The 25,254-nt window shown below is 61.0% G+C and carries 19 protein-coding genes and 1 other RNA gene; 12 read left to right on the top strand and 8 right to left on the bottom strand.

Going from position 1 to position 25,254, the window contains the following annotated elements:
• Positions 1 to 75: 75 nt before the first annotated feature.
• Positions 76 to 1,299 (top strand): efflux RND transporter periplasmic adaptor subunit, encoded by a 1,224-nt coding sequence (locus E8M77_RS08520; protein ID WP_137130197.1) that lies wholly within the window; start codon positions 76 to 78, stop codon positions 1,297 to 1,299.
• Positions 1,296 to 4,451: an efflux RND transporter permease subunit gene (locus tag E8M77_RS08515; RefSeq protein ID WP_137130196.1), complete on the top strand. Its 3,156-nt coding sequence runs from the start codon at positions 1,296 to 1,298 to the stop codon at positions 4,449 to 4,451. Before E8M77_RS08520 ends, E8M77_RS08515 begins: the two co-directional genes overlap by 4 nt.
• A 103-nt stretch (positions 4,452 to 4,554) precedes the next feature.
• Here the strand turns inward: E8M77_RS08515 and E8M77_RS08510 are convergent, their stop codons facing one another.
• Entirely contained in the window at positions 4,555 to 5,121 is a 567-nt protein-coding gene (locus E8M77_RS08510) for a hypothetical protein (RefSeq protein ID WP_137130195.1), read from the bottom strand.
• Between the two features lie 439 nt (positions 5,122 to 5,560).
• On the opposite strand from E8M77_RS08510, the gene E8M77_RS08505 reads away from it, so the two are divergent.
• Both E8M77_RS08505 and E8M77_RS08500 read left to right on the top strand, forming a co-directional pair.
• Positions 5,561 to 6,976 carry an FAD-linked oxidase C-terminal domain-containing protein gene (locus E8M77_RS08505; RefSeq protein ID WP_137130194.1) on the top strand — a complete coding sequence of 472 codons (1,416 nt, stop codon included), beginning with the start codon at positions 5,561 to 5,563 and terminating at the stop codon, positions 6,974 to 6,976.
• A gap of 89 nt (positions 6,977 to 7,065) precedes the next feature.
• Positions 7,066 to 10,713 carry an AsmA family protein gene (locus tag E8M77_RS08500; RefSeq protein WP_246659176.1) on the top strand — a complete coding sequence of 1,216 codons (3,648 nt, stop codon included), beginning with the start codon at positions 7,066 to 7,068 and terminating at the stop codon, positions 10,711 to 10,713.
• 265 nt (positions 10,714 to 10,978) lie between these two features.
• Here E8M77_RS08500 and E8M77_RS08495 read toward each other — a convergent pair whose 3' ends face one another.
• From E8M77_RS08495 to ssrA, 4 genes are all read right to left on the bottom strand, one after another.
• Positions 10,979 to 11,203 (bottom strand): ribbon-helix-helix domain-containing protein, encoded by a 225-nt coding sequence (locus E8M77_RS08495; RefSeq protein WP_137130192.1) that lies wholly within the window; start codon positions 11,201 to 11,203, stop codon positions 10,979 to 10,981.
• 82 nt (positions 11,204 to 11,285) lie between these two features.
• Positions 11,286 to 11,480 carry a DUF4169 family protein gene (locus tag E8M77_RS08490; RefSeq protein WP_137130191.1) on the bottom strand — a complete coding sequence of 65 codons (195 nt, stop codon included), beginning with the start codon at positions 11,478 to 11,480 and terminating at the stop codon, positions 11,286 to 11,288.
• A 22-nt stretch (positions 11,481 to 11,502) separates the two neighbouring features.
• Positions 11,503 to 12,009, bottom strand: coding sequence for an SspB family protein (locus E8M77_RS08485; protein ID WP_137130190.1), 507 nt, complete (start codon positions 12,007 to 12,009; stop codon positions 11,503 to 11,505).
• Positions 12,010 to 12,144: 135 nt separating this feature from the next.
• Positions 12,145 to 12,521: a transfer-messenger RNA gene (ssrA, locus tag E8M77_RS08480) on the bottom strand.
• 136 nt (positions 12,522 to 12,657) lie between these two features.
• Between ssrA and E8M77_RS08475 the strand changes: the two genes are divergently transcribed.
• From E8M77_RS08475 to E8M77_RS08455, 5 genes are all read left to right on the top strand, one after another.
• Positions 12,658 to 13,452: a thymidylate synthase gene (locus E8M77_RS08475; protein ID WP_137130189.1), complete on the top strand. Its 795-nt coding sequence runs from the start codon at positions 12,658 to 12,660 to the stop codon at positions 13,450 to 13,452.
• The gene (locus E8M77_RS08470; RefSeq protein WP_137130188.1) at positions 13,449 to 13,985 is read left to right on the top strand and encodes a dihydrofolate reductase; all 537 of its coding nucleotides are present in this window, start codon (positions 13,449 to 13,451) and stop codon (positions 13,983 to 13,985) included. The genes E8M77_RS08475 and E8M77_RS08470 overlap by 4 nt, the downstream gene beginning before the upstream one ends.
• 144 nt (positions 13,986 to 14,129) lie before the next feature.
• Positions 14,130 to 15,260 carry an FtsH protease activity modulator HflK gene (gene hflK, locus E8M77_RS08465; protein ID WP_137130187.1) on the top strand — a complete coding sequence of 377 codons (1,131 nt, stop codon included), beginning with the start codon at positions 14,130 to 14,132 and terminating at the stop codon, positions 15,258 to 15,260.
• Positions 15,257 to 16,213, top strand: a complete 957-nt coding sequence (locus E8M77_RS08460; protein WP_137130186.1) for a protease modulator HflC — start codon at positions 15,257 to 15,259, stop codon at positions 16,211 to 16,213. Before hflK ends, E8M77_RS08460 begins: the two co-directional genes overlap by 4 nt.
• A 188-nt stretch (positions 16,214 to 16,401) precedes the next feature.
• The gene (locus E8M77_RS08455; protein WP_137130185.1) at positions 16,402 to 17,931 is read left to right on the top strand and encodes a DegQ family serine endoprotease; all 1,530 of its coding nucleotides are present in this window, start codon (positions 16,402 to 16,404) and stop codon (positions 17,929 to 17,931) included.
• A gap of 9 nt (positions 17,932 to 17,940) precedes the next feature.
• Here the strand turns inward: E8M77_RS08455 and E8M77_RS08450 are convergent, their stop codons facing one another.
• Together E8M77_RS08450 and serB are read right to left on the bottom strand one after the other, a co-directional pair.
• The gene (locus tag E8M77_RS08450) at positions 17,941 to 18,519 is read right to left on the bottom strand and encodes a GNAT family N-acetyltransferase (RefSeq protein WP_246659175.1); all 579 of its coding nucleotides are present in this window, start codon (positions 18,517 to 18,519) and stop codon (positions 17,941 to 17,943) included.
• Positions 18,516 to 19,406, bottom strand: coding sequence for a phosphoserine phosphatase SerB (gene serB / locus E8M77_RS08445; RefSeq protein ID WP_137130184.1), 891 nt, complete (start codon positions 19,404 to 19,406; stop codon positions 18,516 to 18,518). Before serB ends, E8M77_RS08450 begins: the two co-directional genes overlap by 4 nt.
• A gap of 1 nt (position 19,407) precedes the next feature.
• On the opposite strand from serB, the gene miaA reads away from it, so the two are divergent.
• Positions 19,408 to 20,319, top strand: coding sequence for a tRNA (adenosine(37)-N6)-dimethylallyltransferase MiaA (gene miaA, locus E8M77_RS08440; RefSeq protein ID WP_137130183.1), 912 nt, complete (start codon positions 19,408 to 19,410; stop codon positions 20,317 to 20,319).
• Between the two features lie 11 nt (positions 20,320 to 20,330).
• Here the strand turns inward: miaA and E8M77_RS08435 are convergent, their stop codons facing one another.
• On the bottom strand, positions 20,331 to 22,376 hold the full coding sequence (locus E8M77_RS08435) for an ATP-binding protein (RefSeq protein WP_137130182.1): 2,046 nt from the start codon (positions 22,374 to 22,376) through the stop codon (positions 20,331 to 20,333).
• A gap of 418 nt (positions 22,377 to 22,794) precedes the next feature.
• Between E8M77_RS08435 and E8M77_RS08430 the strand changes: the two genes are divergently transcribed.
• Complete coding sequence (locus tag E8M77_RS08430) at positions 22,795 to 24,573, top strand: acetolactate synthase 3 large subunit (protein ID WP_137130181.1); 1,779 nt, start codon at positions 22,795 to 22,797, stop codon at positions 24,571 to 24,573.
• Between the two features lie 37 nt (positions 24,574 to 24,610).
• On the top strand, positions 24,611 to 25,183 hold the full coding sequence (ilvN, locus tag E8M77_RS08425) for an acetolactate synthase small subunit (RefSeq protein ID WP_137130180.1): 573 nt from the start codon (positions 24,611 to 24,613) through the stop codon (positions 25,181 to 25,183).
• Positions 25,184 to 25,254: the final 71 nt, after the last annotated feature.

Genomic DNA, 25,254 nt, shown 5'->3' with positions numbered 1-25,254 from the left:
GATCCGGCATTGCCTAAGCGACTGTATGTCACGATAATTCACCTCATAGTCGTATTTTCCCATCGGAGTGTCTTGATGCGCATCTGGAAGCAATTGCTCCTCAGTCTGGCCGTGCTGCTGGCCGGTCTCTGTCTGTGGCTGTTCGTCAGCCCGGCGGCCGGCCCAGCGCTGGTCAAGATGGGCGTGCCTCTTGAGGTTGTTTCCCTGGTTCGCGCGCCGGACGCTTCTCAGCCTGGAGTGCCTGGTGGCGGCACAGGCGCTGCTTCCCCCGGCGGACAGCGTTCGGGGCAGGGCGGTGGTCAAGGTGCAGGCGCTGCTGGAGGGCAGGGAGGCGCTCAGCGTGGCACGCTGATTGCCGCAAGAGCCGTGACCATCGGCACCGTCAACGACCGGCTGAATGCCATCGGCAATGGCGAGGCGATCCAGTCCGTCGTCGTGATGCCGCAGGCCAGCGGCACGATCACACATATCCTGGTTGCATCCGGCAATAAGGTGAAAAAGGGCGATGTGCTGGCGCGTCTTGATGATGACGAGCAGTTGATCGAGCGCGACAAGGCGCAGGTCTCGCTGCGCAGCGCCGTTGAAAAATCGAGCTCCTACCGCAATCTCCAGTCTGTGGCCCGCCTTGACGTGCTCGATGCGCAGATTGCCGAGGAATCGGCAAAGCTTGCGGTGAGCACAGCCACCCTCAACCTCAAGCGTCGTGATATCGTTGCGCCGATCGATGGCGTGGCGGGCATTGTCGCGATCAATATCGGTGACAATGTCACCACCCAGACCAGCATTGTCACGCTGGATGACCGTTCCGAAATCCTCGTCGATTTCTATGCGCCGGAACGCTTCGTTGCCGTGCTCAAGCCGGGAATGCCGATGGATGCGACATCCATCAGCCGACCGGGCGAGACCTTTGCCGGCAAGGTGGATTCCATCGATAACCGCGTCGATGCGGCGAGCCGTACGATCCGGGTGAGGGCGCGCATCGACAATGGAAGTGACGTCTTGCGAGCCGGCATGTCGTTCAGCGTCTCCATGCGCTTTCCCGGCGAAGCATTCCCGGCGGTTGATCCGCTGTCGGTGCAATGGGATGCCGATGGCTCCTATGTCTGGCAGGTGGCCGATGGCAAGGCGCGCAAGACCCGCGTCAGCATCATCCAGCGCAATCCCGACAAGGTGCTGGTGAAGGCCGATCTGAAGGCAGATGACATGGTGGTGACGGAAGGTCTGCAGCGCGTGCGCGAAGGCCAGCCGGTGCGCATTCAGGGTGCGGAACAGAAGGTGGCGGAGGCGGCGCGTCCATGAGCGAAGATAAGAAGCGTACGACGGAGAAGGCGAAATCCGATTTCACTGCGATGTTCGTGCGCCGGCCTATCCTGGCTGCCGTCATCAACACGCTTTTGGTGGTGGCCGGTCTTGCGGCCTTTGTCGGCGTTGAAGTCCGCGAACTCCCCGATGTCGATCAGCCGGTCATTACCGTGCGCACCGAATATGAGGGTGCCTCGCCGCAAACCATCGACCAGGAACTGACCCAGGTGATCGAAGGCGCGGTCGCCCGCGTCAGCGGCCTGAAGGCGCTCTCGTCCGAATCGCAGTTCGGCTCCAGCCGGGTGACGATGGAATTCAATGACAGCGTCGATCTTTCGGTTGCGGCAAACGATGTGCGCGATGCTATCGGTCGCGTCGCCAATCAACTGCCGGACGATACCGACGAGCCGCGCATCATCAAGGCGGATTCCGATTCGCAGCCGATCATGCGTCTGGCCGTCACCTCGACCAAGCTGTCGATGGAAGACCTGACGCAACTGGTCGACAATGAGATTACCGATCGTCTGGCCGCTGTCGAAGGCGTGGCGGATGTCGAGCTTTACGGCGACCAGGAGAAGATTTTTCGTGTCGATGTGAACCAGGCGGCGCTCGCCAGCCGCGGGTTGACGGTGGCGGATGTGACCAGCGCGCTTTCCAGTGCAGCGCTTGACGTGCCAGCCGGTTCGCTGACCTCGCGCACGCAGGATATCGTGGTGCGCGCCACCGCAAACCTTTCTACGCCGCAAGCGTTTGAAAGCGTGCTGGTGAAGGACAATATCCGGCTGCGGGATGTGGCAAGCGTGACGCTCGGTCCCGATGACGGCACCACCACGCTGCGCTCGAATGGCGTGCAGGGCGTTGGTCTCGGCATTATCCGCCAGGCGCAATCCAATACGCTGAATATTTCCAGCGGCGTTGCCGCCGCTGTCGATGCCATGCAGGCCACCCTGCCGGAAGGCACACGCATCGTGATTACCAGCGACGATGCCGTGTTCATCCGCGGCGCGCTGCATGAGGTGGAACTTGCGCTCGGCCTTTCGGCACTGATCGTCGTTATCGTGCTCTATCTCTTCCTGCGCGACTGGCGCGCCACGCTTATCCCGGCACTCACCATGCCCGTGGCGCTGATCGGCACGCTGACCGCCATCTATCTCGTCGGCTTCTCCATCAACATCCTGACGCTCTTGGCCATTGTTCTGGCGACCGGGCTTGTGGTGGACGATGCGATCGTCGTTCTGGAAAATATCGTGCGCCGACGCACCGAAGGCATGGGGCCGCGGGCGGCCGCCGTGCTCGGCACCAAGGAAGTGTTCTTTGCGGTTCTGGCAACGACGGCGACGCTTGCCGCCGTGTTCATTCCGCTCTCCTTCCTGCCCGGACAACTCGGCGGATTGTTCCGCGAATTCGGTTTCGTGCTGGCCTTTGCCGTGGCGCTGTCTTCGGTGACGGCACTCACGCTTTGCCCAATGCTTGCTTCGCGCATGCTGACGCGGCCGATGACCGAGCCCAAGGGCCTGCTTGCCGGTTTCGGCAACCTGTTTGCAAGCACTTACGCCCGCTGCCTGCGCTTTTGTCTCAACGCGCCGCTGGTGGTGATTGCCGGCTCGCTTCTGTTCGGTTTTGCCGCCTTCGTCGCCTTCGGGCAGGTGACAAGCGAGTTGACACCGCGCGAGGACCGCTCCGCCGTAATGATGCGGCTCACGGCGCCGCAGGGCGTCAGCCTCGAATATACCGAGGATCAGCTGAAGCGCGTGGAGGAAAACCTGCAGCCGCTTCTCGATAGCGGCGAGATCCGCAACATCTTCTCGGTGTCCGGCAATGGTGGCTCCGTCAACAGCGGTTTCATGGTGATGACACTGGCGCCCTGGGCGGAACGGCAACGGGGCCAGAACGAGATTGTCAATGATATCAATGCTGCCGCCATGCGCGTGCCGGCAGTGCGCGGCTTTGCCATCCAGTCCAACAGTCTGCGCATTCGTGGCGCCGGCAGTGGTCTTCAGGTGGCGCTTGTCGGCAATGAGCACGCCGCGCTCACCCAGGCAGCAATCCAACTGGTTCAGGCCATGGAGAAAAGCGGTTCGTTCGAGACGCCGCGTCTCGACAACGAGCCGACGCAGGCGCAGCTCTCTGTTTCCATCGACCGCGAGCGGGCATCCGATCTCGGGATCGATATCGGCGGCCTGTCAGCCTCCATGCAGGCTCTGCTTGAGGGCCGCTCCGTCGTCGATGTTTTCGTCGAGGGGGAAGCCATTCCCGTCAAGATTACCTCGATGATGCAGCCGATCAACGATCCGACGGATCTCGAAAACATCTTCCTGCGCACCAATGACGGCAAGGTCGTGCCTATGTCGACGATCGCCAGCCTCAAAGAGGGTGCCGTTTCGCCGCGCCTGACCCGCGAGGAGCAGTTGGCCTCGGTCTCGCTGTCTGCGGGCCTGCGCGATGGCGTGTCGCTCGGCCAGGCGCTTCAGGAGGTTCAGGCGCTGGCCGCACCGCTTCTGCCGAATGGGTCGCGCCTGATGCCGCTTGCCGAGGCAAAAACCTTGGGCGAAAACGCCAATGGTATGGCGATCACCTTCGGCTTTGCCATTGCCATCATCTTCCTGGTGCTGGCGGCGCAGTTTGAAAGCGTGCTGTCCTCGATCATCATCATGACGACGGTGCCGCTGGGTCTGGCCTGCGCGGTCTTTGCGCTGGTGCTGACCGGCTCTTCGCTCAATGTCTACAGCCAGATCGGGCTCGTGCTGCTTGTTGGGGTCATGGCGAAGAACGGCATTCTCATTGTCGAATTCGCCAACCAGCTGCGCGATCAGGGAACAGCCGTACGCGAGTCCATCGAAAAGGCCTGCAGCCTTCGCCTGCGCCCGGTGATGATGACCATGATCGCCACCATTCTTGGCGGCGTGCCGCTGGTCTTTGCGCAAGGGGCGGGTGCAGAAGCCCGTATTGCGCTTGGCTGGGTCATCGTCGGCGGGCTCGGGCTTGCCACGCTGGTGACGCTGTTCATCACGCCGGTCGCCTATCTTCTGCTTGCGCGCTTTGCCAAGCCGCATGCCCATGAGGAACAGCGCCTGCATGACGAGCTTGAACTGGTCTCGCACCGCGCCGCCAACGAGGAAAAGAAGCCACCGCTGATGGCGGCGGAATAGGGGGCACAGTCTTGAGCCTCCGGCAGAGCACGGGCCGAACTGACCGCATCGCTGGTGAGACGCGGTCAATTCTCTGCATTATTACGGCCAGGTGTGGGGCCGATTAAATGTCACCTCGGGCATATTCCTTGGCCATTTGCGGGTTGGCCTTGAGGAAGCGCAGTATAGCATCGCTCTTCTGTGCTGCATCGGCAAAGTCAGAGCTTGTTTTGAGCGTGGCGATCTCATCTTGCGTGAAAGTCAGAGACAGCAGAATACGGTAGGTCATGTCGGCGCCTTCGGTCTTGGTTGCCCAGGCCGGCAGTTTGGCTTCCACTGCCTTGTTCTCCCGATCGTTGCGTTCCATGACGACCGCAAGTTTCATCAGCGCGCCGATCGGCAGCGGAATGCCGTTGATGTTGAAATCTGGGACGAAGGCGACCGGATGGATGTTGACCGAAGAACTGTTCATCAGGATCGCGGCGCAGTTGTTGTCCTTCGCTTGTTCCTTCTTCTGCGCCGTCCTCTGGCGATTGAGCTCCACGACCAACTTGCAGTTCGCCCTGTTTGTCTCGTACTTGAGGCGCTGAATTTCAGCTTTCTTCAATGCCTCCGGCGAGTTGGCGTCAACCGTCTGGCATCCGGCGAGGGACAGCAGGCTAAGGGCGAGGGCGATTGTTCTGACGTGCATGGGCTGATCCTGAGACTGGCCCTGTCGCTGTAGCCAAGCTGACGGGCTGTGAGACGACGGGCGCAAAGAGGGGGCTATGGGGGCAGGTGATGCTTTGAACAGCCTTGCGCTGTCATCCGCACAGGATGGCCGGGTCATGATCGGAACCGTCGAAAGCGAAAAGACAACTAACTATCAATTTTGGGCTGAGCAATGCAGCGAATGGCTGTGCTGAGATCGACGTAAACAACGTCTGGTCATGTGCTTCGTTTTGAAGCATGACCTCGGTCGAGATGTTACTTGCCGGATCTGGCACATAGTCGCAATTCTGCATGGTGCACAGCGTTGGCCGCGTAGGCTTTAGCGATCATCGCCGCCGATATGGACAACCTGCGATGTCTCGCATACCAAACATGGCAAAGACGGTCGGTCATCAGCGACCGTATCTGGAGACATGGCAATGGTATTGAGAGACGTGCAGGCTGGTCGACGCAACGAGGAGGGCATTGCAGCTGTTCTCGAGATTTTGCGTGGGGCGCTCGGTGATCGTTTGCAGACGGGGCAGGCCTTTCGCGAGCAGCATGCCCATACCACCACCTATCTGCCGCGCCAGCTTCCAGACGGCGTCGTCTTTGCCGAGACGGTCGAGGATGTGAAGCTGGTGGTAAAAACCTGCGCTGCCCATCACGTGCCCGTCATTGCCTTTGGCACCGGTTCCTCGCTCGAAGGACAGGTGAATGCGCCGTCCGGCGGCATTTCGCTCGACATGACACGCATGGACAAGGTGCTGCGGGTTTCTGCCGAAGATCTGGATGTCACGGTGGAGCCCGGCGTGACGCGTGAGGCGCTCAACACCTATCTGCGTGATACGGGCCTGTTCTTCCCCATCGATCCCGGCGCCAATGCCTCGATCGGTGGCATGACGGCGACCCGCGCCTCGGGCACCAATGCGGTGCGCTATGGCACGATGAAGGACAATGTCCTGTCTCTGACCGTGGTGACGGCCGATGGCGAGGAAATCTCGACGGGCACGCGGGCTCGCAAGTCCTCGGCCGGCTATGATCTGACGCGGCTGTTTGTCGGGTCGGAAGGCACGCTTGGCGTCATCACGTCCATCACGCTGAAGCTGCAGGGTATTCCGGAAAAAATCGGCGGCGGCGTCTGCGCCTTTCAGACCGTGAAGGCCGCCTGCGATGCGGTGATCATGACCATCCAGATGGGCATTCCGGTGGCGCGCATCGAACTGCTCGACGAAACGCAAATGAAGGCCTGCAATGCCTATTCCGGCCTGACTTACGAGGAAAAGCCGACGCTGTTTCTCGAATTCCACGGCACCGAGGAAACGGTGCGGCTGCAATCGGAACAGTTTGCCATGATTGCCGAGGAATGCGGCGGCGAGGGGTTCCAGTGGACCGGCGATGCCCAGCAGCGGGCCAAGCTGTGGAAGGCCCGCCATGATGCCTATTGGGCATCACGGGCGCTGGCGCCGCATCTGAACGGTTTATCGACCGATGTCTGCGTGCCGATTTCGAAGCTTGCCGACTGCGTGGCCGATACGCATGCCGATATTGTTGAAAACGGATTTCTGGCGCCGATCGTCGGCCATGCGGGCGATGGAAACTTTCATGTGCTGATCCTGTTCGATGACAAGGACCCGGACGATATTGCCCGCGCCGAGGCTTTCGTCGAGCGTCTCAACCGGCGGGCGCTGGCAGCCGGCGGCACCTGCACGGGCGAACACGGCATTGGCCAGGGCAAGATGACCTTTCTCGAACAGGAGGCCGGACCGGCACTCAATCTCATGCGCGCGATCAAGCAGGGCATCGATCCGCTGGATATCTTCAATCCCGGCAAGATTCTGCGGTCTGGCAGCTGATAAGCTGACACTGTGATGGCTTGTTACCGGTCGATGTGCAAATAACGGGGTATGTAACCAGGGAGTAGGTGCGCGTGCTCGGACGGATAATGCTGTTGCTAGGCGGCCTTGTGGTCGTGGCACTGTTTACGGCGCTGCTGGCGCCGTTCTTCGTCGACTGGTCGAATTTCCGGCAGGATTTCGAAACGCAGGCAAGCCGCATCCTGGGCAAGAAGGTCACCGTGCATGGCACGGTCGATGCCCGCATCCTGCCATTTCCCTCAGTGTCCATGCGCGACGTGCGCGTCGGTCAGGATGTCGATGGCACGCCGCTGGTGCAGATCGAGCAGTTTTCCATGGGTATGGAGCTTGCGCCTTTCCTGTCCGGCGAAGCCCGCATATTCGACATGCGGCTTGAAAAGCCGAAGGTGCGCATTCGTGTGTTGAAGGATGGCCGGCTCGACTGGATGCGCGGCAGCCGGCCGGATATGCCGGCGCGCAATGTCGTACTGGAAGATGTCTATCTGTCCGGAGCCGAGATCGAATTCATCGACGAGGCGACCGGGCGCACGCGCAGGGTGACGGGGCTGACGGCGCAGATGTCGGCAAGCTCGGTGACTGGTCCTTGGCGGGCCGAGGGCAATGGGACGCTGGATGGCTATGAGGCGAAGTTTTCGCTGGCAAGCGGCGAGCCGGATGCCGCAGCCGGCAAGGTGCCGCTACGCCTGAAGATCTGGCCGGATGTGCAGCCGATCGAGCTGCAGCTGGATGGGGCGCTTGGCCTGCATGAGGGCAAGCCGGAATATCAGGGCGATTTTGCCCTTGCCTTCATGGACCAGCCGATCAATCCCGTTTTGCCGCAGGGCGTGAAGCCGCCGCCACCGCCGCGCGCCAAGGGCAAGTTCGCACTGACCAATGACCGCATCCGCGTGCCCGAATATCGTGTCGAGGTCGGAGCGCTCGACAATCCCTATGTGATTACCGGCGAGGCGACGCTGGATACCGGCGACAAGCCTGAATTTCTGCTGACAGCCGATGGCCAGCAGGTCGATGTAAACCGGCTGACGGCCGAACTGATGACCGGCAAGACGGCCCGCAATCCGCATATCTCGGCGCATCAGCGTCTGACGGCGCTGACAGAAATGGCGGCGCGGATTCCTATTCCGCAGGTGCCGGGCAAGGCGAGCATCCGCCTGCCGGCCGTGGTGGCCGATGGCACGACGATCCGTGATGTGCGGCTTGATCTGCGCCCCGCTAAGCGCGGCTGGACTGTGGAAAATGCCGTGGCCATCCTGCCGGGCCGCACGCAAGTGGAGGCGCAGGGCTCCCTGATGCTGCAGGGCGGTGCGTCCTTCGTCGGGCGCATGCTGCTGGCCTCCAACCAGCCTTCGGGCCTGTCTGACTGGCTGACGGGCAAGGTCGATCCGGCCATTCGCCAGCTGAAATCCGCCGGCTTTTCCGCCAGTGTCAACCTGACGCCCGGCCTGCAACGCTTTGATTCGTTGGAACTGGCCGTGGGACCCGCAACGCTGAAGGGACGCGTCGAGCGCCAGTCGCTTGCCGAACAGACGCCGACCCTGTCCATGGACCTTGCAGGCGACGAGATTGATCTGGATGCGTTGCGCGCGCTTGCCTCGCTGATGACCGGCAGCGATGCCGGCAATGATGTTCTCGATCATCGTCTGGCGGCGCGTCTGAAGGCCGACCGGCTGATGGCCTTCGGTGTGGTGGCCCAGCAGGTGGAAACCATGTTCGAGCTGGGTGATGGGGCGCTGTCGCTGGAACGGCTGACGATCGGCAATCTGGCCGGCGCGCAGCTGACGGCGCGCGGCAAGGCGGAAGGTTCCTTCCTCGATTACCAGGGCAATGGTTCGCTGACCTTCAGCGCCTTTGATCCAGGCCCTTTCTTGACCATGCTGGAGGAGAAACTGCCACGGCACCCTCTGCTGAAGCGTCTGGCAGACAGCGCCGCCTGGTATGCCGATACCAATCTGTCGGCTGAAGTGGCGCTGGGCAATGGAGCGGCGGCCTCGATTCGCGGACACTCGAACGGCACCGAGATCACCGGTGAAATCGTGGCTGCCAATGTGCTGGATCTGACGGCCGAAACGACGCTCGACCTTAAGGCCACGCTGACCAATGCCATGGCCGGCACAATTGCCGGCCAAATGGGCTTCAACGCTCTGCCGTTTGAGGGCGATAGCAATGCAAGCCTTTCAGTCGAGATGCAGCGCAGCGGCGATGCGCCGGCCAAGGGCATGCTGTCCTATCGCACAGATCGCACCACGCTTGACGTGACCGGCGAGGTGGCGCTTGAGGCGCAGACTTTCGGAGAAGGACATTTTGACGCCAGGCTTGCCAGTTCGGATCTGGAACCTACACTGCTGACCATCGGCATCGGCCTGCCGCAATTCGGTATCGGTTTGCCCGCTGAGCTTTCGGCGAAGATTGCCGTCGAGCCCAAGACGATTGCGCTCTCCGATCTGGCGGGAAATATCGGCGGTAACGGCCTCACCGCGTCACTGGTCCTTGATCGAAATTCCTCTCTGCCAACCGCCAAGGGGTCGCTGACGCTGGATCTGGTGGATATGGGCTGGCTTGGCGAGGCGGTCTATGGTCCGCTCACAGAGCCTGAAACCGGCATGGTGGCAAATAAGGATTTTGCCCTGCCGATGTTTGCCGGCAGCGATGTGACGCTCGATCTCAAGGCTCGGACTATGCGCGGTCTCGACCTGCCGGACGTGACGGATTTTGCCGGGCGGCTAACCAGCCGTGGTGGCGCCATGCTGATTGATGATGCGACCGGCGCATGGCTGGGTGGTCGCATGGCCGGGCGCCTGTCGCTGTCCAATACGGAGGGTGTCGGGCTCTTCCAGACGCGCATGAAGGTCGAGAATGCGGATCTTGCGCCGCTTCTCTGGCCGTTCGAGGGCCAGCCAGTGGCACGCGGACGCCTAGGGCTTGATCTGGTGGCCGAGGCGACGGCCAAGACGCCGGCAGGCCTTCTGGCGGCTGCCAGCGGTTCCGGCACGCTGTATCTGTCGTCCCTGTCACTGCCGCGTGTGCATGCCGGCCTGATGCCGGCTCTTCTGGCGCGTGCCGATGCGATCGAGGGCGAGGTGACGGAAGCCAAGGTTCTGCCTATTATCCGATCTCTCATCCATGCCGGCCCGGTCGAGATTGGTGCTGTCGATATGCCTTTCACCATGACAGGCGGCGAGGTGAGGGCGCAGAATATTACGGCCAAGGCGCCGGGGGTGACGCTTTCAGGCCAGCTGCGCCTTGATCTGGTCGAGGATGCGATCGATGCGGCGCTGAGCCTGACCTATGACGCCGGTGACGAAGCTTTGCCGGGCGGTGATCCGGCGCTCACACTTGCCTATTCCGGTCCGCTTGCCGCACCGGTGGAAACCATCAATGTTGCGGCCATGAGCAGCTACCTGTCGCTGCGCGCCTTCGAGAAGGAGCGGCGGCGGGTGGAGACGCTTCAGGCCAGCGTGCTGGAAAAGCAGCGCCTGCGTCGTGAAGTCTCGCTCTATGTGTTCGAGGGCAATGAGCGGAGGATAGCTGCGGAAAAGGCAGCGGTTGAGGCGCGGGCCCGCGAGGTGGAAGAGGCACGCCAGCGGGCGCAGGCGCTGGAGCGCGAACGCCTGCAACAGTTGCAACAGCCGCCGCAGGACAGTCCGCAGCTGACGGTGCCGCCCACTGACGACATGTTCCGTGGCAATGGCGGCCTGCCGGGTGTGAACGGCAATTGACTACATGACTCACGGTTGGCTGGGTTCTGTTCCGGAATCCGGCTGACCTTGCGTCAGGCTTTTCTGCCGCCTCTCGGTAAGAAAGCGTGGTGGAATGCCCCTCACCCTGGCCCTCTCCCCACCAGGCGGGGAGAGGGGAGCGCTTCGCGCGTTTTTTGTTCGGACTCAACACTGTGATGGAGATGCGATGACGTCGCGGTGGTCTCCTTCTCCCCGCCTGGCGGGGAGAAGGTGGCGGCAGCCGGATGGGGGGCTGCCATAGTCATTACGGACGGCCTTCTGCCCTTTGTTTTAGCGTTACCAGGACATGGATGCGCAGCGCAGACGACAGATTGCTCTCTGGCGGGCGGTTGTCGTCGATTTCGGCAATCAGGGCGGCGACACTGATGGCGCGGGCTGCCGCAATGGCGCGCAATTCGTCCCAGAACGCATCCTCCAGCGAAAAGCTGGTGCGGTGGCCGTGCAGTGTGGCGGAATGTTTGCGAATCATTCAGCTGGCCTCACACATTGATTCAAGCCGCTATCATTCTGAATCCGAAAGCCGGCTCATGTCCTTGATGCGGCTTGAACTTTCAGTCGTCTTCTGTGGTTTTGTCCAGCCGACCCTGATCGAGTGCCTTGGCCGCCTTCTCGTTCAGTGCCCGCGTCAGGGCCTTTTCCGGCTTGCTGCGCCCGAAGCTGATGCGGTTCTGCTCGGCGACGCGCTCTTTCTCGGAGCGCGCCTTGGCCTTGCGGGCCAGACGAAGATTGACGATCTCGGCAGCCATCTGACCCTCGGAGGTTTCGGCCTTACTGCTTCTTGCGGAACGAATCGAGCGAGACGACGGAGCCGGGCTTCTTCTCTTCGTCGGATTTCGCCTCGTCGCCATCCGTAGGCTTTGCCACGTTGTCGATCGGATAGGCGGTGATTTCCGCCGAGACTTCCTCTTCCTCAACGAGCGGCACTTCGAATTCCAGTTCGAAATTCACCGACGGATCATAGAAGCCGCGGATGGCATTGAACGGAATCACCAGACGCTCCGGTGTATCGGAAAAGGACAGGCCGATTTCAAACAGCGTGTCGGTGATCTTCAGGTCCCAGAACTGATGCTGGATGACGATGGTCATCTGTTCGGCATATTTGCTCTTCAGGTGCTGGGAAATGCGCACGCCCGGCGCGCCGGTGAGAAAGGTGATGAAGAAGTGGTGGTCACCGGGAAGCCGGCCCGTGGCGGCCACCTCGGTCAGAACCTTACGGATGACGCCGCGCAGAGCGTCCTGCGCCAGAATGTCGTAACGGATGTGGTCCTGCGCCATAGGTGCTTTCTTCCAATCGAATATCGTTCTTAAACCGGCGATGTGCCAAGGTCGTTATAAGACAGGTGCGCGCACTGCGGAAGCCCCCGCCGTGTCGAGTCTCAGTATCATAACGAAAATCCGGTGAAACGAGAAGGTGAAGGCTTCTGTTGCCAGGTGCCTTCGGACCCCGCCTCAAGGGGCTAACCTAGAGGACTTAGTTCGGATTTCCCGCACCGCCATTAGGCAGCGAGAGCATAACCCTTAGCGTTGTTGTCATTTGCAACTACACTTGTGACCCGATAACGGCGGTATCATGCCGAGCAAAAGTTCGATCTTTACGCCCTTGTCGATCCTATTTCGCCCCCATCAAAAGCCGGTCCATCCATGTGGAATGTCCGACCGGTTTTTGGTGGAGGCGCCGGGTACCGCCCCCGGGTCCAATAGGTTTATTACACCGACAGTTTATTGCCATAGCCGGAGCAAGCCCCGGCAAGAGTGATATAGGCGTTTATCCGGTGGATGAAAAGGGGTCGGCCGAGCTTTGTCTTTGATTGCGCGTATCGCAATGTTGACGCGTGAAATCCCAGGAAAAAAAGGCGGCTGAGGCTATCGCGTGCGATGGCTCCGGATTTATAAACAGGCTAACGGAACAGGCAGGACCACGCCATGAAACAATATCTCGATCTTCTGCGCCACGTGATGGACAATGGCACTGACCGCGGTGACCGCACCGGCACCGGCACGCGTTCCGTCTTCGGCTACCAGATGCGCTTCGACCTTGAAGAAGGGTTTCCCGTTCTCACCACGAAGAAGCTGCATCTGCGCTCGATCATCCACGAGCTTTTGTGGTTCCTGAAGGGCGACACGAACACTGCCTATCTGAAGCAGAATGGCGTTTCGATCTGGGACGAATGGGCCGACGAGAAGGGTGAACTGGGTCCTGTCTATGGCTATCAGTGGCGCTCCTGGCCGTCTCCCGATGGCGGGCATGTGGACCAGATCGCCAATCTGATCGAGGGTTTGAAGCGCAACCCGAATTCCCGTCGTCATATTGTTTCGGCCTGGAATCCGGCGCAAGTTGATGACATGGCGCTGCCGCCCTGCCATTGCCTGTTCCAGTTCTACGTCGCAGATGGGAAACTCTCCTGCCAGCTCTACCAGCGGTCTGCCGATATCTTCCTAGGTGTTCCCTTCAATATCGCGTCCTATGCGCTCCTGACGATGATGGTGGCGCAGGTGGTGGGCCTGAAGCCCGGCGATTTCGTTCACACGCTCGGCGATACGCATATCTATTCCAACCATTTCGAGCAGGCCGAGACCCAGATGCAGCGCCAGCCGAAAGCCCTGCCGAAGATGGAGATCAATCCGGATGTGAGCGATATCTTCGGTTTCCGCTTCGAGGACTTCAACCTCGTCGGCTATGAGGCGGATGCGCATATCAAGGCGCCGGTGGCGGTATGAGCGCAGACAAGATCGCCACCGTCCTGATAGCCGCCGTCTCGCAAAACAATGTCATTGGTCGCGATGGCGACATGCCATGGAAGTTGTCGACGGATCTGAAGCGCTTCAAGCAGATGACGCTTGGCAAACCGGTGATCGTCGGTCGCAAGACGCTGGAAAGCTTTGGCGGAAAGCCTCTGCTGGGACGTCCGCATGTAGTGGTCACGCGCAATGCCACCCTTGCCATCGACGGCTGCTCCACGGCTTCCTCAGTGGAAGAGGCGCTGACGCTTGCCCGGCAGATTGCGGCAGAAAGCGGTGCCTTGGAGATCTGTGTGATCGGCGGCGGCGAAATCTATGCCCAGGCGATGGTCGAGGCTGATCATCTCTACCTCACCCATGTGGAAACCGTGGTCGAGGATGGCGATACTTTCTTTCCGCTGATCGATCCGCGGGTTTTTGAACAGGTCTCCGAAACGGCTGTGCCGGCAGGTGAAAAGGACAGTTTTCCCACGCGCTTTGTCGTCTATCGCCGCCGGACTGCGGCAAACTGAAACATTTCGTTACCCTACACCCGGAAGTGAGCCTGCCACGCGTTGAAAGCAGCCCCTGCGATACCTATAACGGGGTCATGACCCGACTGCCGCAGACTAGCGCGGATCTTGCGGGGTGGGAGTGACACGAACAAAGAGGTTTTGATGCCCTGGAGCAATCAGAATGGCGGCGGCCCCTGGGGGGGCGGCGGCGGCGGCAATAACAATCAAGGGCCGTGGGGCCAAGGTCCCAACCGGCCCCGCAATGGCGGGGGCGGTGGTAACGGCGGCAATGGTGGTCCGCCGGACCTGGAGGACATGATCCGCCGCAGCCAGGACCGTTTGCGCAACCTGGTGCCGGGCGGGTTCAACGGTGGCGCACTCGTCATCGTTTTCCTGATCATCGCGGCATTCGCTGCCTTTCAGTCCGTCTATACGGTTCAGCCGGATGAACGCGGCGTCGAGCTGCGCTTCGGCAAGCCGAAGGAAGAAATCGCCGGCCCCGGCCTGCATTTTCACCTCTGGCCGCTGGAAACCGTTGAGATCGTCAAGGTCACCGAACAGCAGCAGAATATCGGCGGGCGTGGCGTGGCCAATTCCACCGAAGGCCTGATGCTGTCTGGCGACCAGAACATCGTCAACGTACAGTTCTCCATCCTGTTCACCGTCACCGATCCGCGCGCCTACCTGTTCAATCTGGAAAGCCCGAACGCGACGCTGCAGCAGGTGGCCGAAAGCGCCATGCGCGAAGTCGTCGGCCGTCGTCCGGCCCAGGACGTCTTCCGTGACAACCGCGAGGAAATCTCCACGCAGGTGCGCGATATCATTCAGGGCACAATGGATACCTATGGCGCCGGCGTGGCCATCAATGCCGTGCCGATCGAGGATGCAGCTCCGCCGCGTGAAGTGGCCGATGCCTTCGAAGAAGTGCAGCGCGCCGAGCAGGACGAAGATCGTTTCGTCGAGGAAGCCAACCAGTATGCCAACCAGAAGCTCGGTCAGGCACGCGGTCAGGCAGCTCAGGTTCGCGAAGAAGCGTCCGCCTACAAGGATCGCGTCGTCAACGAGGCGACCGGTGAAGCCCAGCGTTTCGTGTCCATCTACAATGAATATGTGAACGCGCCGGAAGTGACCCGCGACCGTATCTTCCTGGAAACCATGGAGACCGTTCTCAAGAACTCCAACAAGATCATCGTTGAAGGCCAGCAGGGTGTCGTGCCCTATCTGCCGCTCAATGAAATGATGCGCCAGGCCAACCCGGCCGCCGTCAATGCCAATCGGGGGGGCAATCCGTGAATTCCAATCGTCTCCCAGCCATTATCATTGGCCTCGGCCTGATCCTGTTTCTCGTCTATTCGTCGGTCTTCGTGGTCAACGAACGCGAGCAGGCCATCGTCGTGCGCTTCGGTCAGATCCAGGATGTGAAGTCCGAACCGGGTATCTATTTCAAGCTGCCCTTCGCCTTCATGGATGCCGACCGCGTCCAGTATCTCGAGAACCGTGCCCTGCGATTCGACCTCGACAATATCCGCGTCCAGGTTCGCGGCGGTGCCTTCTATGAAGTTGACGCCTTCGTCGTCTATCGCATCGCCGATCCGCGTCGTTTCCGCGAAGCCGTGTCCGGCGATCGTGATTCGGCCGAATCGCGCCTGCGCACCCGTCTCGATGCCGCCCTTCGCCGGGTCTATGGTCTTCGCAACTTCGATTCCGCTCTTTCCAACGAGCGCGCATCGATGATGCAGGAAGTGCGCGCCGATCTGCAGAGTGCAGCCGAATCGCTCGGTCTCGACGTTCGTGACGTGCGTATCCGTCGTACCGATCTGACGCGCGAAGTCTCTCAGCAGACCTATCAGCGCATGAAGGCAGAACGTCTGGCCGAAGCCGAACTGATCCGCGCCCGTGGTAACGAGCAGGGCCAGCGCCGCCGCGCCATCGCCGACCGCCAGGTTGTCGAACTGGTTTCGGAAGCGCAGCGTGATTCGGAAATCCTGCGAGGCCAGGGCGATGCCGAGCGCAACCGCATCTTCGGCGAGGCTTTCTCGCGCGATCCGGGCTTCTTCGAGTTCTATCGCTCGATGCGCGCCTATGTTGCGGCGCTGTCGGACAAGAGCACGACCATGGTGCTGAGCCCCGACACGCAGTTCTTCCGCTTCTTCAACCAGAGCGAAGGACCGCTGCGGCCGCCAGTCGCTGGTGCCGCACCTGCTGCCCCGGCAGTGCCTGCCGCACCGGCTGCGACCCAGCCCTGATCCAAAACCAATCGAGAGGGGGCGGCCACCAGCCGCCCCTTTTCATTCGGGCTGCCGGATCACCCTTTGCCGACAGGTCGCGCCCCTTATTATCTTCTGGGGGTCTCACGAAAAGGTAATTTCCACCGTCTTCATTCCGCCTTATGCTTGTCATCAGGTGCCGATTTTTAGAAAGCCGAGGATGCCTGATGGTGAACTCCCTTCGACTGTCCTTGCGAAACTCACTCACGACTGCACTGGCGCTGACGCTGGTGGCCGGCACCGCCGTGCCGTCCTTTGCGCAATCAGCGCTGGTCGTTCCGTCAACCATGGCCTCCGGACCGTCTTCGGTGGCGGATCTTGCCGAGGGGCTGCTGGATGCGGTGGTCAATATTTCCACCTCGCAGAGCGTCAAGGGCAGCGGCGCCGGGCCACAACCGGTGGTGCCGGATGGTTCGCCCTTTCAGGAATTTTTCGACGATTTCTTTGATGGCCAGGGCAAGCAGGATGGCAACCGAAAGGTGAATTCGCTGGGCTCCGGCTTTGTCATCGATCCGGCGGGCTATGTGGTGACGAACAATCACGTCATCGAAGGCGCCGACGATATCGAAGTGATCTTTCCCAATGGCAACAAGCTGAAGGCAAAGCTCGTCGGCACCGATACCAAGACCGATCTTTCGGTTCTGAAGGTGGAGCCGAAGGCGCCGCTCAAATCCGTGAAGTTCGGTGATTCAAGGCGCATGCGCATCGGCGACTGGGTGATGGCGATCGGCAATCCCTTCGGGCTCGGTGGCTCCGTCACCGTCGGCATCATTTCGGCGCGCGGCCGCAATATCAATGCCGGCCCTTACGATAATTTCATCCAGACCGATGCGGCGATCAACAAGGGTAATTCCGGCGGCCCGCTGTTCAACATGGCCGGTGATGTGATTGGCATCAATACGGCGATCATTTCGCCAAGCGGCGGTTCGATCGGCATCGGCTTTGCCGTGCCGACGGAACTGGCGCAAAACATTGTGCAGCAGCTGATTGAATTTGGCGAAACCCGCCGCGGCTGGCTTGGTGTGCGCATCCAGCCGGTGACCGACGATATTTCCGCAAGCCTTGGCCTTGATAGCGCGCGCGGCGCGCTTGTCTCGGGCGTCATCAAGGGTGGTCCGGTGGACAATGGTGTGATCAAGGCCGGCGATGTCATCCTCTCCTTCGACGGCAAGCCGGTGAAGGAAATGCGCGACCTGCCGCTCGCCGTTGCCGAAAGCCCGGTCGGCAAGGAAGTCGATGTCGTGGTCTTGCGTGACGGCAAGGAGCAGACGGTAAAGGTTACACTCGGGCGGCTGGAAGACAGTGCCGATGCGGAGACCGGGTCCGACGATCCGGCGCTGGCCGAAGGCGATGACAAGAAGGCCGAGCCTGATCAGGACCAGGCGCAGGCGTCCGAGCCCGCCCAGCTGTTCGGCATGACGATTGCCGTGCTTGACGATGAAAAGCATAAGAGCTTCGGCATTGCCGATAGCGTCGAGGGCGTGGTGATCACCGCTGTCGAGCCGGGATCTGTCTCGGCGGAAAAGGGGTTGAAGCCCGGTGAAGTGATTGTCGAGGTTGGCCAGGATTTCGTCGCAACGCCGGCGGATGTCTCAAGCCGGCTCGATGAGCTGAAAGGCGAGGGGCGTCGCAATGCGCATCTGATGATTGCCGGTTCCAACGGTGAGCTGCGCTTCGTCGCCCTGCCTTTGGAGTGAGGTGAGCGGTCAGGCTGTCGTCCGGTCCGCCCGAACCGCCGCATAGGTCACATGGCGTTTCAGGTGCGGATGGGTATCTGGAACACGCGGGTGGTCGAAATCGAGGTCCGGGCAGCGCCGCATGCCGATGCGCTGCATGACCGCTGTCGAGCGCTGATTATCGGCCACGGCAAAGGAAACGATGGCGGGAAGCCCGTTTTGCTGAAGCCCTTGGGTCAGCAGCGCGCGGGCAGCCTCGGTGATATAGCCATGGCCCCAGAAGCGGGTGGCGAGCCGCCAGCCGATTTCAATGGTTTCGCGCGGGAAAATGCCCGGCATATTGGCGGGCGCCAGACCACAGAAGCCGATCGTTTCACCGCTGTCTTTCACCTCCACGGCGTAAAAGCCTAGACCTTCCTCAAGAATCATCATGTTGACCCGCTCAAACAGCAGGTCCGCCTCGTCATGGCTGCGCCGGAAGGGAAAGAATTCCATCACCTTCGGATCGGCATTGATCTCGCGAAACAGGTTGCGGTCACGCTCCAGCCAGCTGCGCAGGCGCAGCCGGTCCGTTTCCAGAATGAGCCGCGGTTCCCGCAGATCGATCACGGTGTGACGAAATCCGTCTTGCGATAGCCCTGGATATAGAGAAGGGCGGTGAGGTCGGCATGGTCGATGCGAATCTTTGCCTGCGCCGCCACGGAGGGCTTTGCATGCAGGGCAACGCCTGCGCCGGCAATGCCGATCATGCCCAGATCATTGGCTCCATCGCCGACTGCCATGGCGTCTTGCGGGCTGATGCCGAGCAGGGCGGCGATGTCTAGCAGCGCATCCACCTTGGCCTGTTTGCCGAGAATAGGTTCTGCCACGTCGCCGGTCAGCACGCCGTCCTGTTCGAGCAGGATATTGGCGCGGTCCTCGTGAAAGCCCAGCATGGCGGCGATTCGGCTGGTGAACACGGTGAAACCGCCGGAGACGAGTGCTGTGTGGAAGCCCTTGGCCCGCATCGTGGCAATCAGCGTCGGGCCGCCGGAGGTCAGCGTGATACGCTTTTCGATGACTTCGTCCACGACGCCGATCGGCAGGCCCTTCAACAGTGCGACGCGTTCGCGAAGCGCCGGCTCAAAGGCAATCTCGCCATTCATGGCACGCGCGGTGATGGCCGAGACTTTCTCTTTCAAGCCCACCACATCGGCAAGTTCGTCAATGCATTCCTGGCCAATCATGGTGGAATCCATATCGGCGATCAGCAGTTTCTTGCGGCGGGTTTCCACATCCTGCACCACGACATCAATCGGCAGATCGCCAATGGCGGCGCGAAGACCGGCCTCGGAGGCGGCGGCTTCCGCTTCGTTGCGCAGCGCCACATCGCAGGCGATCCCGTCAGCCAGCCAGTAGAGACCGGAGGCATTGACGGCTTGCGCCGCCCTTTCTCCGAGCTTTCCATCGAGAACGGGGTTTGACGGATGGGCGATGAGCGTGGCAACGAGAGCCATGATGACAAACCTTCGGGACAATTGCGAAGCCATCCTGATAACCGGGCCGACGGCGGGCGGCAAGTCGGCGCTGGCGCTTGATCTTGCACGCCGCCATGGCGGCGTGGTGATCAATGCCGACAGTATGCAGGTCTATGACACGCTGCGGGTGCTGACGGCCCGGCCATCCGAGGAGGAGATGGGTGGCGTGCCGCATCATCTTTACGGCCATGTGCCGGCCGGCAGCGCCTATTCCACCGGTGACTGGCTGCGGGATGTCGAGGCGCTGCTTGCGCAACTGCGTGGTGAGGGAAGCCTGCCGGTATTTGTCGGCGGCACCGGCCTCTATTTCAAGGCGCTGACCGGCGGGCTTTCCGATATGCCGGTTATCGCCGATGATATTCGCCAGCGCTTGCGTGCGCGGCTGGTGGCGGAAGGGCCGGAGGTTTTGCACGCGGCCCTGGCTGCGGTTGATCGGCAGATGGCCGAACGCCTCAATGCCAGCGATGGTCAGCGGATTGTGCGGGCGCTGGAAGTGTTTCAGGCGACCGGCCAGTCGATTGCGGTATTTCAGGAAAAGCGCGGTCCGATGCTGATTGATCCGGATCGGGCGGAAAAGATCGTCGTCCTGCCGGAGCGCAAGCGGTTGCATGCAAGGATAGACCAGCGTTTCGGAACTATGCTGGAAACGGGGGCTATCGATGAGGTGCGCGCACTGCTGGCAAAGTCTCCGGCAGCCGATGCACCGGTGATGAAGGCCATCGGTGTGTCGGAAATCGCCGCCATGCTGGCGGGCGACATCAGCCGCGACCGGGTGATCGAGCGCGGCTCGGCGCTGACGCGGCAATATGCAAAACGGCAGATGACCTGGTTCCGCAACCAGATGGACGAGACCTGGCAGCGGTTTGACCCGTTTGCCGCCGCCTCATCCTGAAGTGGGCAGGGTCAGTCCTTGTCGTAAAGGCTGCTGAGCGGCTTGCGCAGGATGCTGTCGCGCAAGGAGCCTTCCCGCCGCAAAAGCTGCGCGCGCGCGGCACCCGTGTCTTCTGGCGAAGCATAGTGGCGCGCAGGCGGCAGATCCGGCTGTGGTTCGCGGCGGATCACCCGCTGATCGGGCATATGCCCATCCAGCCGTGCGCCGGGCAGCATGTCTGGCCGATAGGGTTCAAGCCGGCTTTCTCTGGCGCGTGATGGTATCGCGGATTGGTCGACATCGCGCAGTTCACGCGCCCAGCGGTCAAGTTCAGCAGCGCTCGCCGTGTTGTCATAGGCGCCTGTGTCGCGCTCGTCGGAGATGGTGACGCTTTTCTGGAAGAGCGAAATATCTGGGCTTGAGACAGAGCGCATGCGGGCGATCACGGCGCGCAGATCGACATTATCTGGCGTCACTTCGCTGCCCTTGTCGGACACGCCATGTGCCATGGGCAAAAGATCCTTGTCGACGCGCGAAAACATCATGCGCATCGGAACGGTGATCGCTTCGCCGAAGGCAATCGCCTCGCCATTGCCGATCGAGGACAAAAAGCCGGTGGTTGACATGGAGGAATTGGGAATGGCCGAGCGGATAATGTCCTGGTCGCGATCATTGGCCAGCCGCATGGCAAACACGGTGGAGCACTGCGACAGGATGGTCTGGTCGAGTTCTCCGGGGCGCTGGGTGATGACGCCAAGCGAGACGCCATATTTGCGGCCTTCCTTGGCGATACGGGAAATCGCCTGGCGGGTTGGGAAAAAGCCGAGTTCGCGGTCTGCCGGGACATAGCGATGCGCCTCTTCGCAGACGACCAGCATATGGATGGCGCCTTCGCTCCACAGCGCCAGTTCAAACGACATGCGGCAGAGGATCGAGGCGACGGAATTCACCACTTCGGACGGGATGCCGGCAAGCTGGAAGGTGGAAATCGGCCGGTCGCCGCCGGGAATGCGGAAGATATGGGCAATCGTCTCCATGATCGTGTCGTTGATCGTATTGTTGGAGAACATGAAGTGGTAGCGCGGATCATTGATGGCCGAAATGATGCGGACCTTCAGCGAGCGCAGGGCAGGCTTTTCCGAGCGACCCTCCAACCGGCCGATGCGCTCATCGATCAGCGCCAACAGGTCGGCCATGCGATAGGGTACCGGTGTATCGGCGGTCACCGAGCTTTTCTCGCTTGCCCGGCGCATCAGGCCAGAGTCATGACCGCGAAAGGCACGCTTGGCCTCCGGGATCACGTCGCGCAGGACGTCGAGTTCCTCCGGCACCGGCGGGCGCCCGCGGAACACGACTTCGGCAAATTCCTCCAGCCGCATCAGCCAGAAGGGCAGGTCGAGCGTGTCGGTGTCGATGACCACGGCCTTGTCGGGAAAGGCGGCGGCAAATTCATTGTGCGGATCAAGGATCAGCACCCGCAGTTTCGGGTCGGCCTCTATGGCCTTGTGGAGGAGCAGGGAAACGGCCGTCGATTTTCCGACGCCGGTGGAGCCGACAATGGCGAAATGCTTCGACAGCATGGAAGGGATGTGGATCGTGGCATCGATGCTCTCATCCTGTGTCAGCTTGCCAATGACGCAGGTATCGGCCTTGCCGGGATCGTAAATGCGCATCAGGTCTGCCGCACGGATGCGGTGGGCAATGGCGCCGAGATAGGGATAGCGGGAAATGCCACCGGTGAATTCCTCGCGGCCATCCGGCCCGACGCGCACTTCGCCCAACAGCTCGACTTCGATATGGAATTCGTTGTCGCGGGCTTCCGACCAGTCTGGTGCGCCGGTCGTCATCGAGCAGGTCAGTGCCACGACGCGGTTATCGCCGACGCTGATCGAAATCAGCCGGCCGACCGACCAGAGTTCCGAAAGCTCCGTCGAACCCTTTTCCGATACGGCGGAAATGGTGGCACGCGCTCCGCTGCAGGCGACCACCCGGCCGAGCAGGCGGTTGCGCGGATGCATGCCGTCACGCCTGTCCTGTTCGCCCGCCGTGACCGATTGGTGAAGCTCGTGATTACGCAAAAACAACGCCCCTGTCATCGGGCCTGAGCCAAGGCACTTGGCCGCCTTTTAAAATTGCGGCCATATTGAAGACGACCATAGAGCCTGCGGCTTAACAACTTCTTTCCGAGTGTTTGTCGGCAAGTGCTGTTTTTAGCCCTAAATGATGCTGCCTCAGACACTTGGACCTGCAATTGGAAAAGGCAGGATGTGACGTTTTATTGCGCATTTGCGTTGACGTGACGACATTTTCTGGCTAACAGTCTGCCCATGATCGTATCGAACGCACTTATCGTGGTGGGAAAGCGCATGGGCAGGGTGGTGTAACCACCCGGCGGAAGCTCCCATGCGCTACCAAAGGCTCCTCAAGGGGCCTTTTTTTATGCCTTCAATTCAGGCCCCAAGGCCTCGTTTCAATCAGAAGAAAACGGACCAGGACATGACGGGTACAGACAATCGGATGACAGGAGCGGAAATCGTTCTGAAAGCGCTGAAGGATAACGGCGTCGAGCATATCTTCGGATATCCCGGCGGCGCGGTTCTTCCGATCTATGACGAGATTTTCCAGCAGGACGACATCCAGCACATTCTCGTGCGCCACGAACAGGGCGCTGGCCATGCGGCCGAAGGCTATGCCCGCTCTACCGGCAAGGTCGGCGTCATGCTGGTCACCTCCGGCCCCGGCGCCACGAATGCGGTGACCCCGCTTCAGGATGCGCTGATGGACAGTATTCCGCTTGTCTGCCTGACCGGCCAGGTTCCGACGTCGCTGATCGGTTCGGATGCCTTCCAGGAATGTGATACCGTCGGCATCACGCGCCCGTGCACCAAGCACAACTGGCTGGTCAAGGACGTCAATGAACTGGCGGCGACCATTCACGAGGCTTTCCGAATTGCCCAGACCGGTCGTCCCGGCCCCGTCGTCGTCGATATCCCGAAGGATATCCAGTTTGCCACCGGCACCTATACGCCGCGCACCGATCACGTTCCGCAAAAGAGCTACAAGCCGAAGATCGAGGCCGATCCGAATGCCGTCAAGGCGGCCATCGAGCTGATGGCATCGGCACGCAGGCCGGTTCTCTATACGGGCGGTGGCGTCGTCAATTCCGGTCCGGAAGCCTCCAGGCTGCTGCGCGAACTGGTTGAACTCACCGATTTTCCGATCACCTCGACCTTGATGGGACTGGGTGCCTATCCGGCCTCGGGCAAGAACTGGCTCGGCATGCTGGGCATGCACGGCTCCTACGAAGCCAATATGGCGATGCATGATTGCGACGTCATGGTCTGCATCGGCGCGCGCTTTGATGACCGCATCACCGGTCGTCTCAACGCCTTTTCGCCGAATTCGCGCAAGATCCATATCGATATCGATCCGTCCTCGATCAACAAGAATGTCCGCGTCGATATTCCGATCGTCGGCGATGTCGGTCGCGTTCTGGAGGATATGGTTCGCCTGTGGCGCGCCCAGGCGAAGAAGCCGGAAAAGGCGCAGACGGCAGACTGGCACCAGCAGGTCGATCGCTGGCGCGGCCGCAATTCCTTCGCCTACAAGAATTCCAGTGATGTCATCATGCCGCAATATGCGATCCAGCGGCTCTACGAGGCATCCAAGGGACGCGAGACCATCATCACCACCGAAGTTGGCCAGCACCAGATGTGGGCGGCGCAGTTCTTCGGTTTCGAGGCGCCCAACCGCTGGCTGACCTCCGGTGGCCTTGGCACGATGGGCTATGGTCTGCCGGCTGCCATCGGTGCGCAGGTGGCGCATCCGGAAGCGCTCGTCATCGACATTGCCGGCGATGCGTCGATCCAGATGTGCATCCAGGAAATGTCCTGCGCCATCCAGTATGGCCTGCCGGTGAAGATCTTCATCCTCAATAACCAGTATATGGGCATGGTGCGCCAGTGGCAGCAATTGCTGCATGGCAACCGCCTGTCCAATTCCTATACGGAAGCCATGCCCGATTTCGTCAAGCTGGCGGAAGCCTATGGCGCGGTTGGCATGTATTGCGATGATCCGAAGGAACTGGATGACAAGATCGCCGAGATGATTGCCGTGAATCGCCCGGTCATCTTCGATTGCCGCGTGGCTAATCTCGCCAACTGCTTCCCGATGATCCCGTCGGGCAAGGCGCATAACGAGATGCTGCTGCCGGATGAGGCAACGGACGAGGCGGTTGCCTCGGCAATCGACGCGAAAGGCCGGCAGCTCGTTTGAGAGCTGCCACCGGAACCCTCACAAGGAACGCTAGATCATGAATGCACATCTACAGCCCACCGGTTCGGCCTATTTCATCTCACCGGAAACTTCCAAGCAGGAACGCCACACGCTGTCAGTGCTGGTCACCAACGAGCCCGGCGTGCTTGCCCGCGTCATCGGCCTCTTCTCCGGCCGCGGCTACAATATCGAAAGCCTGACGGTATCGGAGACGGAGCACGAGGCGCATCTATCGCGCATTACCATTGTCACCAATGGCACGCCCGGTGTTCTGGAACAGATCAAGGCGCAGCTTGACCGCATCGTGCCGGTACACCGCGTCGTGGATCTGACGGTACGCGCCAGCCAGCTTGGCCAGGAACGCCCGATCGAGCGCGAAGTGGCGCTGGTCAAGGTTGCCGGTTCCGGCGAGGGCCGTGCGGAGACGCTGCGGCTGGCCGATGCCTTCCAGGCCAAGGTGGTCGATGCGACCGTCGAGCACTTCATCTTCGAGATCACCGGCAAATCCTCCAAGATCGACCAGTTCGTTGCCGTCATGAAGCCGCTTGGCCTCACTGAGATCTGCCGCACCGGCATTGCCGCGATGAACCGCGGCCCGCAGGGCATGTAGGATTGAAGCGATCACCGGGCGGCACGTATCCGCCCGATGATCACCAGTCTATCCAAAGGCTTGGTGGGGTT

Source organism: Rhizobium sp. FY34 (assembly GCF_005222845.1).
In the GTDB taxonomy this organism is placed as follows: domain Bacteria; phylum Pseudomonadota; class Alphaproteobacteria; order Rhizobiales; family Rhizobiaceae; genus Neorhizobium.
Note: the sequence above shows the minus strand (reverse complement) of the source record. Positions and strands in the feature narration are given on the sequence as shown.

What these genes read in the sequence shown, in the direction of transcription:
- E8M77_RS08475 (WP_137130189.1), top strand. Translation starts at nt 12,658, where the DNA reads ATGAAACAATATCTCGATCTTCTGCGCCACGTGATGGACAATGGCACT.
- ilvN (WP_137130180.1), top strand. Translation starts at nt 24,611, where the DNA reads ATGAATGCACATCTACAGCCCACCGGTTCGGCCTATTTCATCTCACCG.
- E8M77_RS08470 (WP_137130188.1), top strand. Translation starts at nt 13,449, where the DNA reads ATGAGCGCAGACAAGATCGCCACCGTCCTGATAGCCGCCGTCTCGCAA.
- E8M77_RS08430 (WP_137130181.1), top strand. Translation starts at nt 22,795, where the DNA reads ATGACGGGTACAGACAATCGGATGACAGGAGCGGAAATCGTTCTGAAA.
- E8M77_RS08510 (WP_137130195.1), bottom strand. Translation starts at nt 5,121, where the DNA reads ATGCACGTCAGAACAATCGCCCTCGCCCTTAGCCTGCTGTCCCTCGCC.
- serB (WP_137130184.1), bottom strand. Translation starts at nt 19,406, where the DNA reads ATGGCTCTCGTTGCCACGCTCATCGCCCATCCGTCAAACCCCGTTCTC.
- E8M77_RS08520 (WP_137130197.1), top strand. Translation starts at nt 76, where the DNA reads ATGCGCATCTGGAAGCAATTGCTCCTCAGTCTGGCCGTGCTGCTGGCC.
- E8M77_RS08505 (WP_137130194.1), top strand. Translation starts at nt 5,561, where the DNA reads ATGGTATTGAGAGACGTGCAGGCTGGTCGACGCAACGAGGAGGGCATT.
- E8M77_RS08500 (WP_246659176.1), top strand. Translation starts at nt 7,066, where the DNA reads ATGCTGTTGCTAGGCGGCCTTGTGGTCGTGGCACTGTTTACGGCGCTG.
- E8M77_RS08515 (WP_137130196.1), top strand. Translation starts at nt 1,296, where the DNA reads ATGAGCGAAGATAAGAAGCGTACGACGGAGAAGGCGAAATCCGATTTC.
- E8M77_RS08490 (WP_137130191.1), bottom strand. Translation starts at nt 11,480, where the DNA reads ATGGCTGCCGAGATCGTCAATCTTCGTCTGGCCCGCAAGGCCAAGGCG.
- miaA (WP_137130183.1), top strand. Translation starts at nt 19,408, where the DNA reads ATGACAAACCTTCGGGACAATTGCGAAGCCATCCTGATAACCGGGCCG.
- E8M77_RS08495 (WP_137130192.1), bottom strand. Translation starts at nt 11,203, where the DNA reads ATGATTCGCAAACATTCCGCCACACTGCACGGCCACCGCACCAGCTTT.
- E8M77_RS08455 (WP_137130185.1), top strand. Translation starts at nt 16,402, where the DNA reads ATGGTGAACTCCCTTCGACTGTCCTTGCGAAACTCACTCACGACTGCA.
- hflK (WP_137130187.1), top strand. Translation starts at nt 14,130, where the DNA reads ATGCCCTGGAGCAATCAGAATGGCGGCGGCCCCTGGGGGGGCGGCGGC.
- E8M77_RS08485 (WP_137130190.1), bottom strand. Translation starts at nt 12,009, where the DNA reads ATGGCGCAGGACCACATCCGTTACGACATTCTGGCGCAGGACGCTCTG.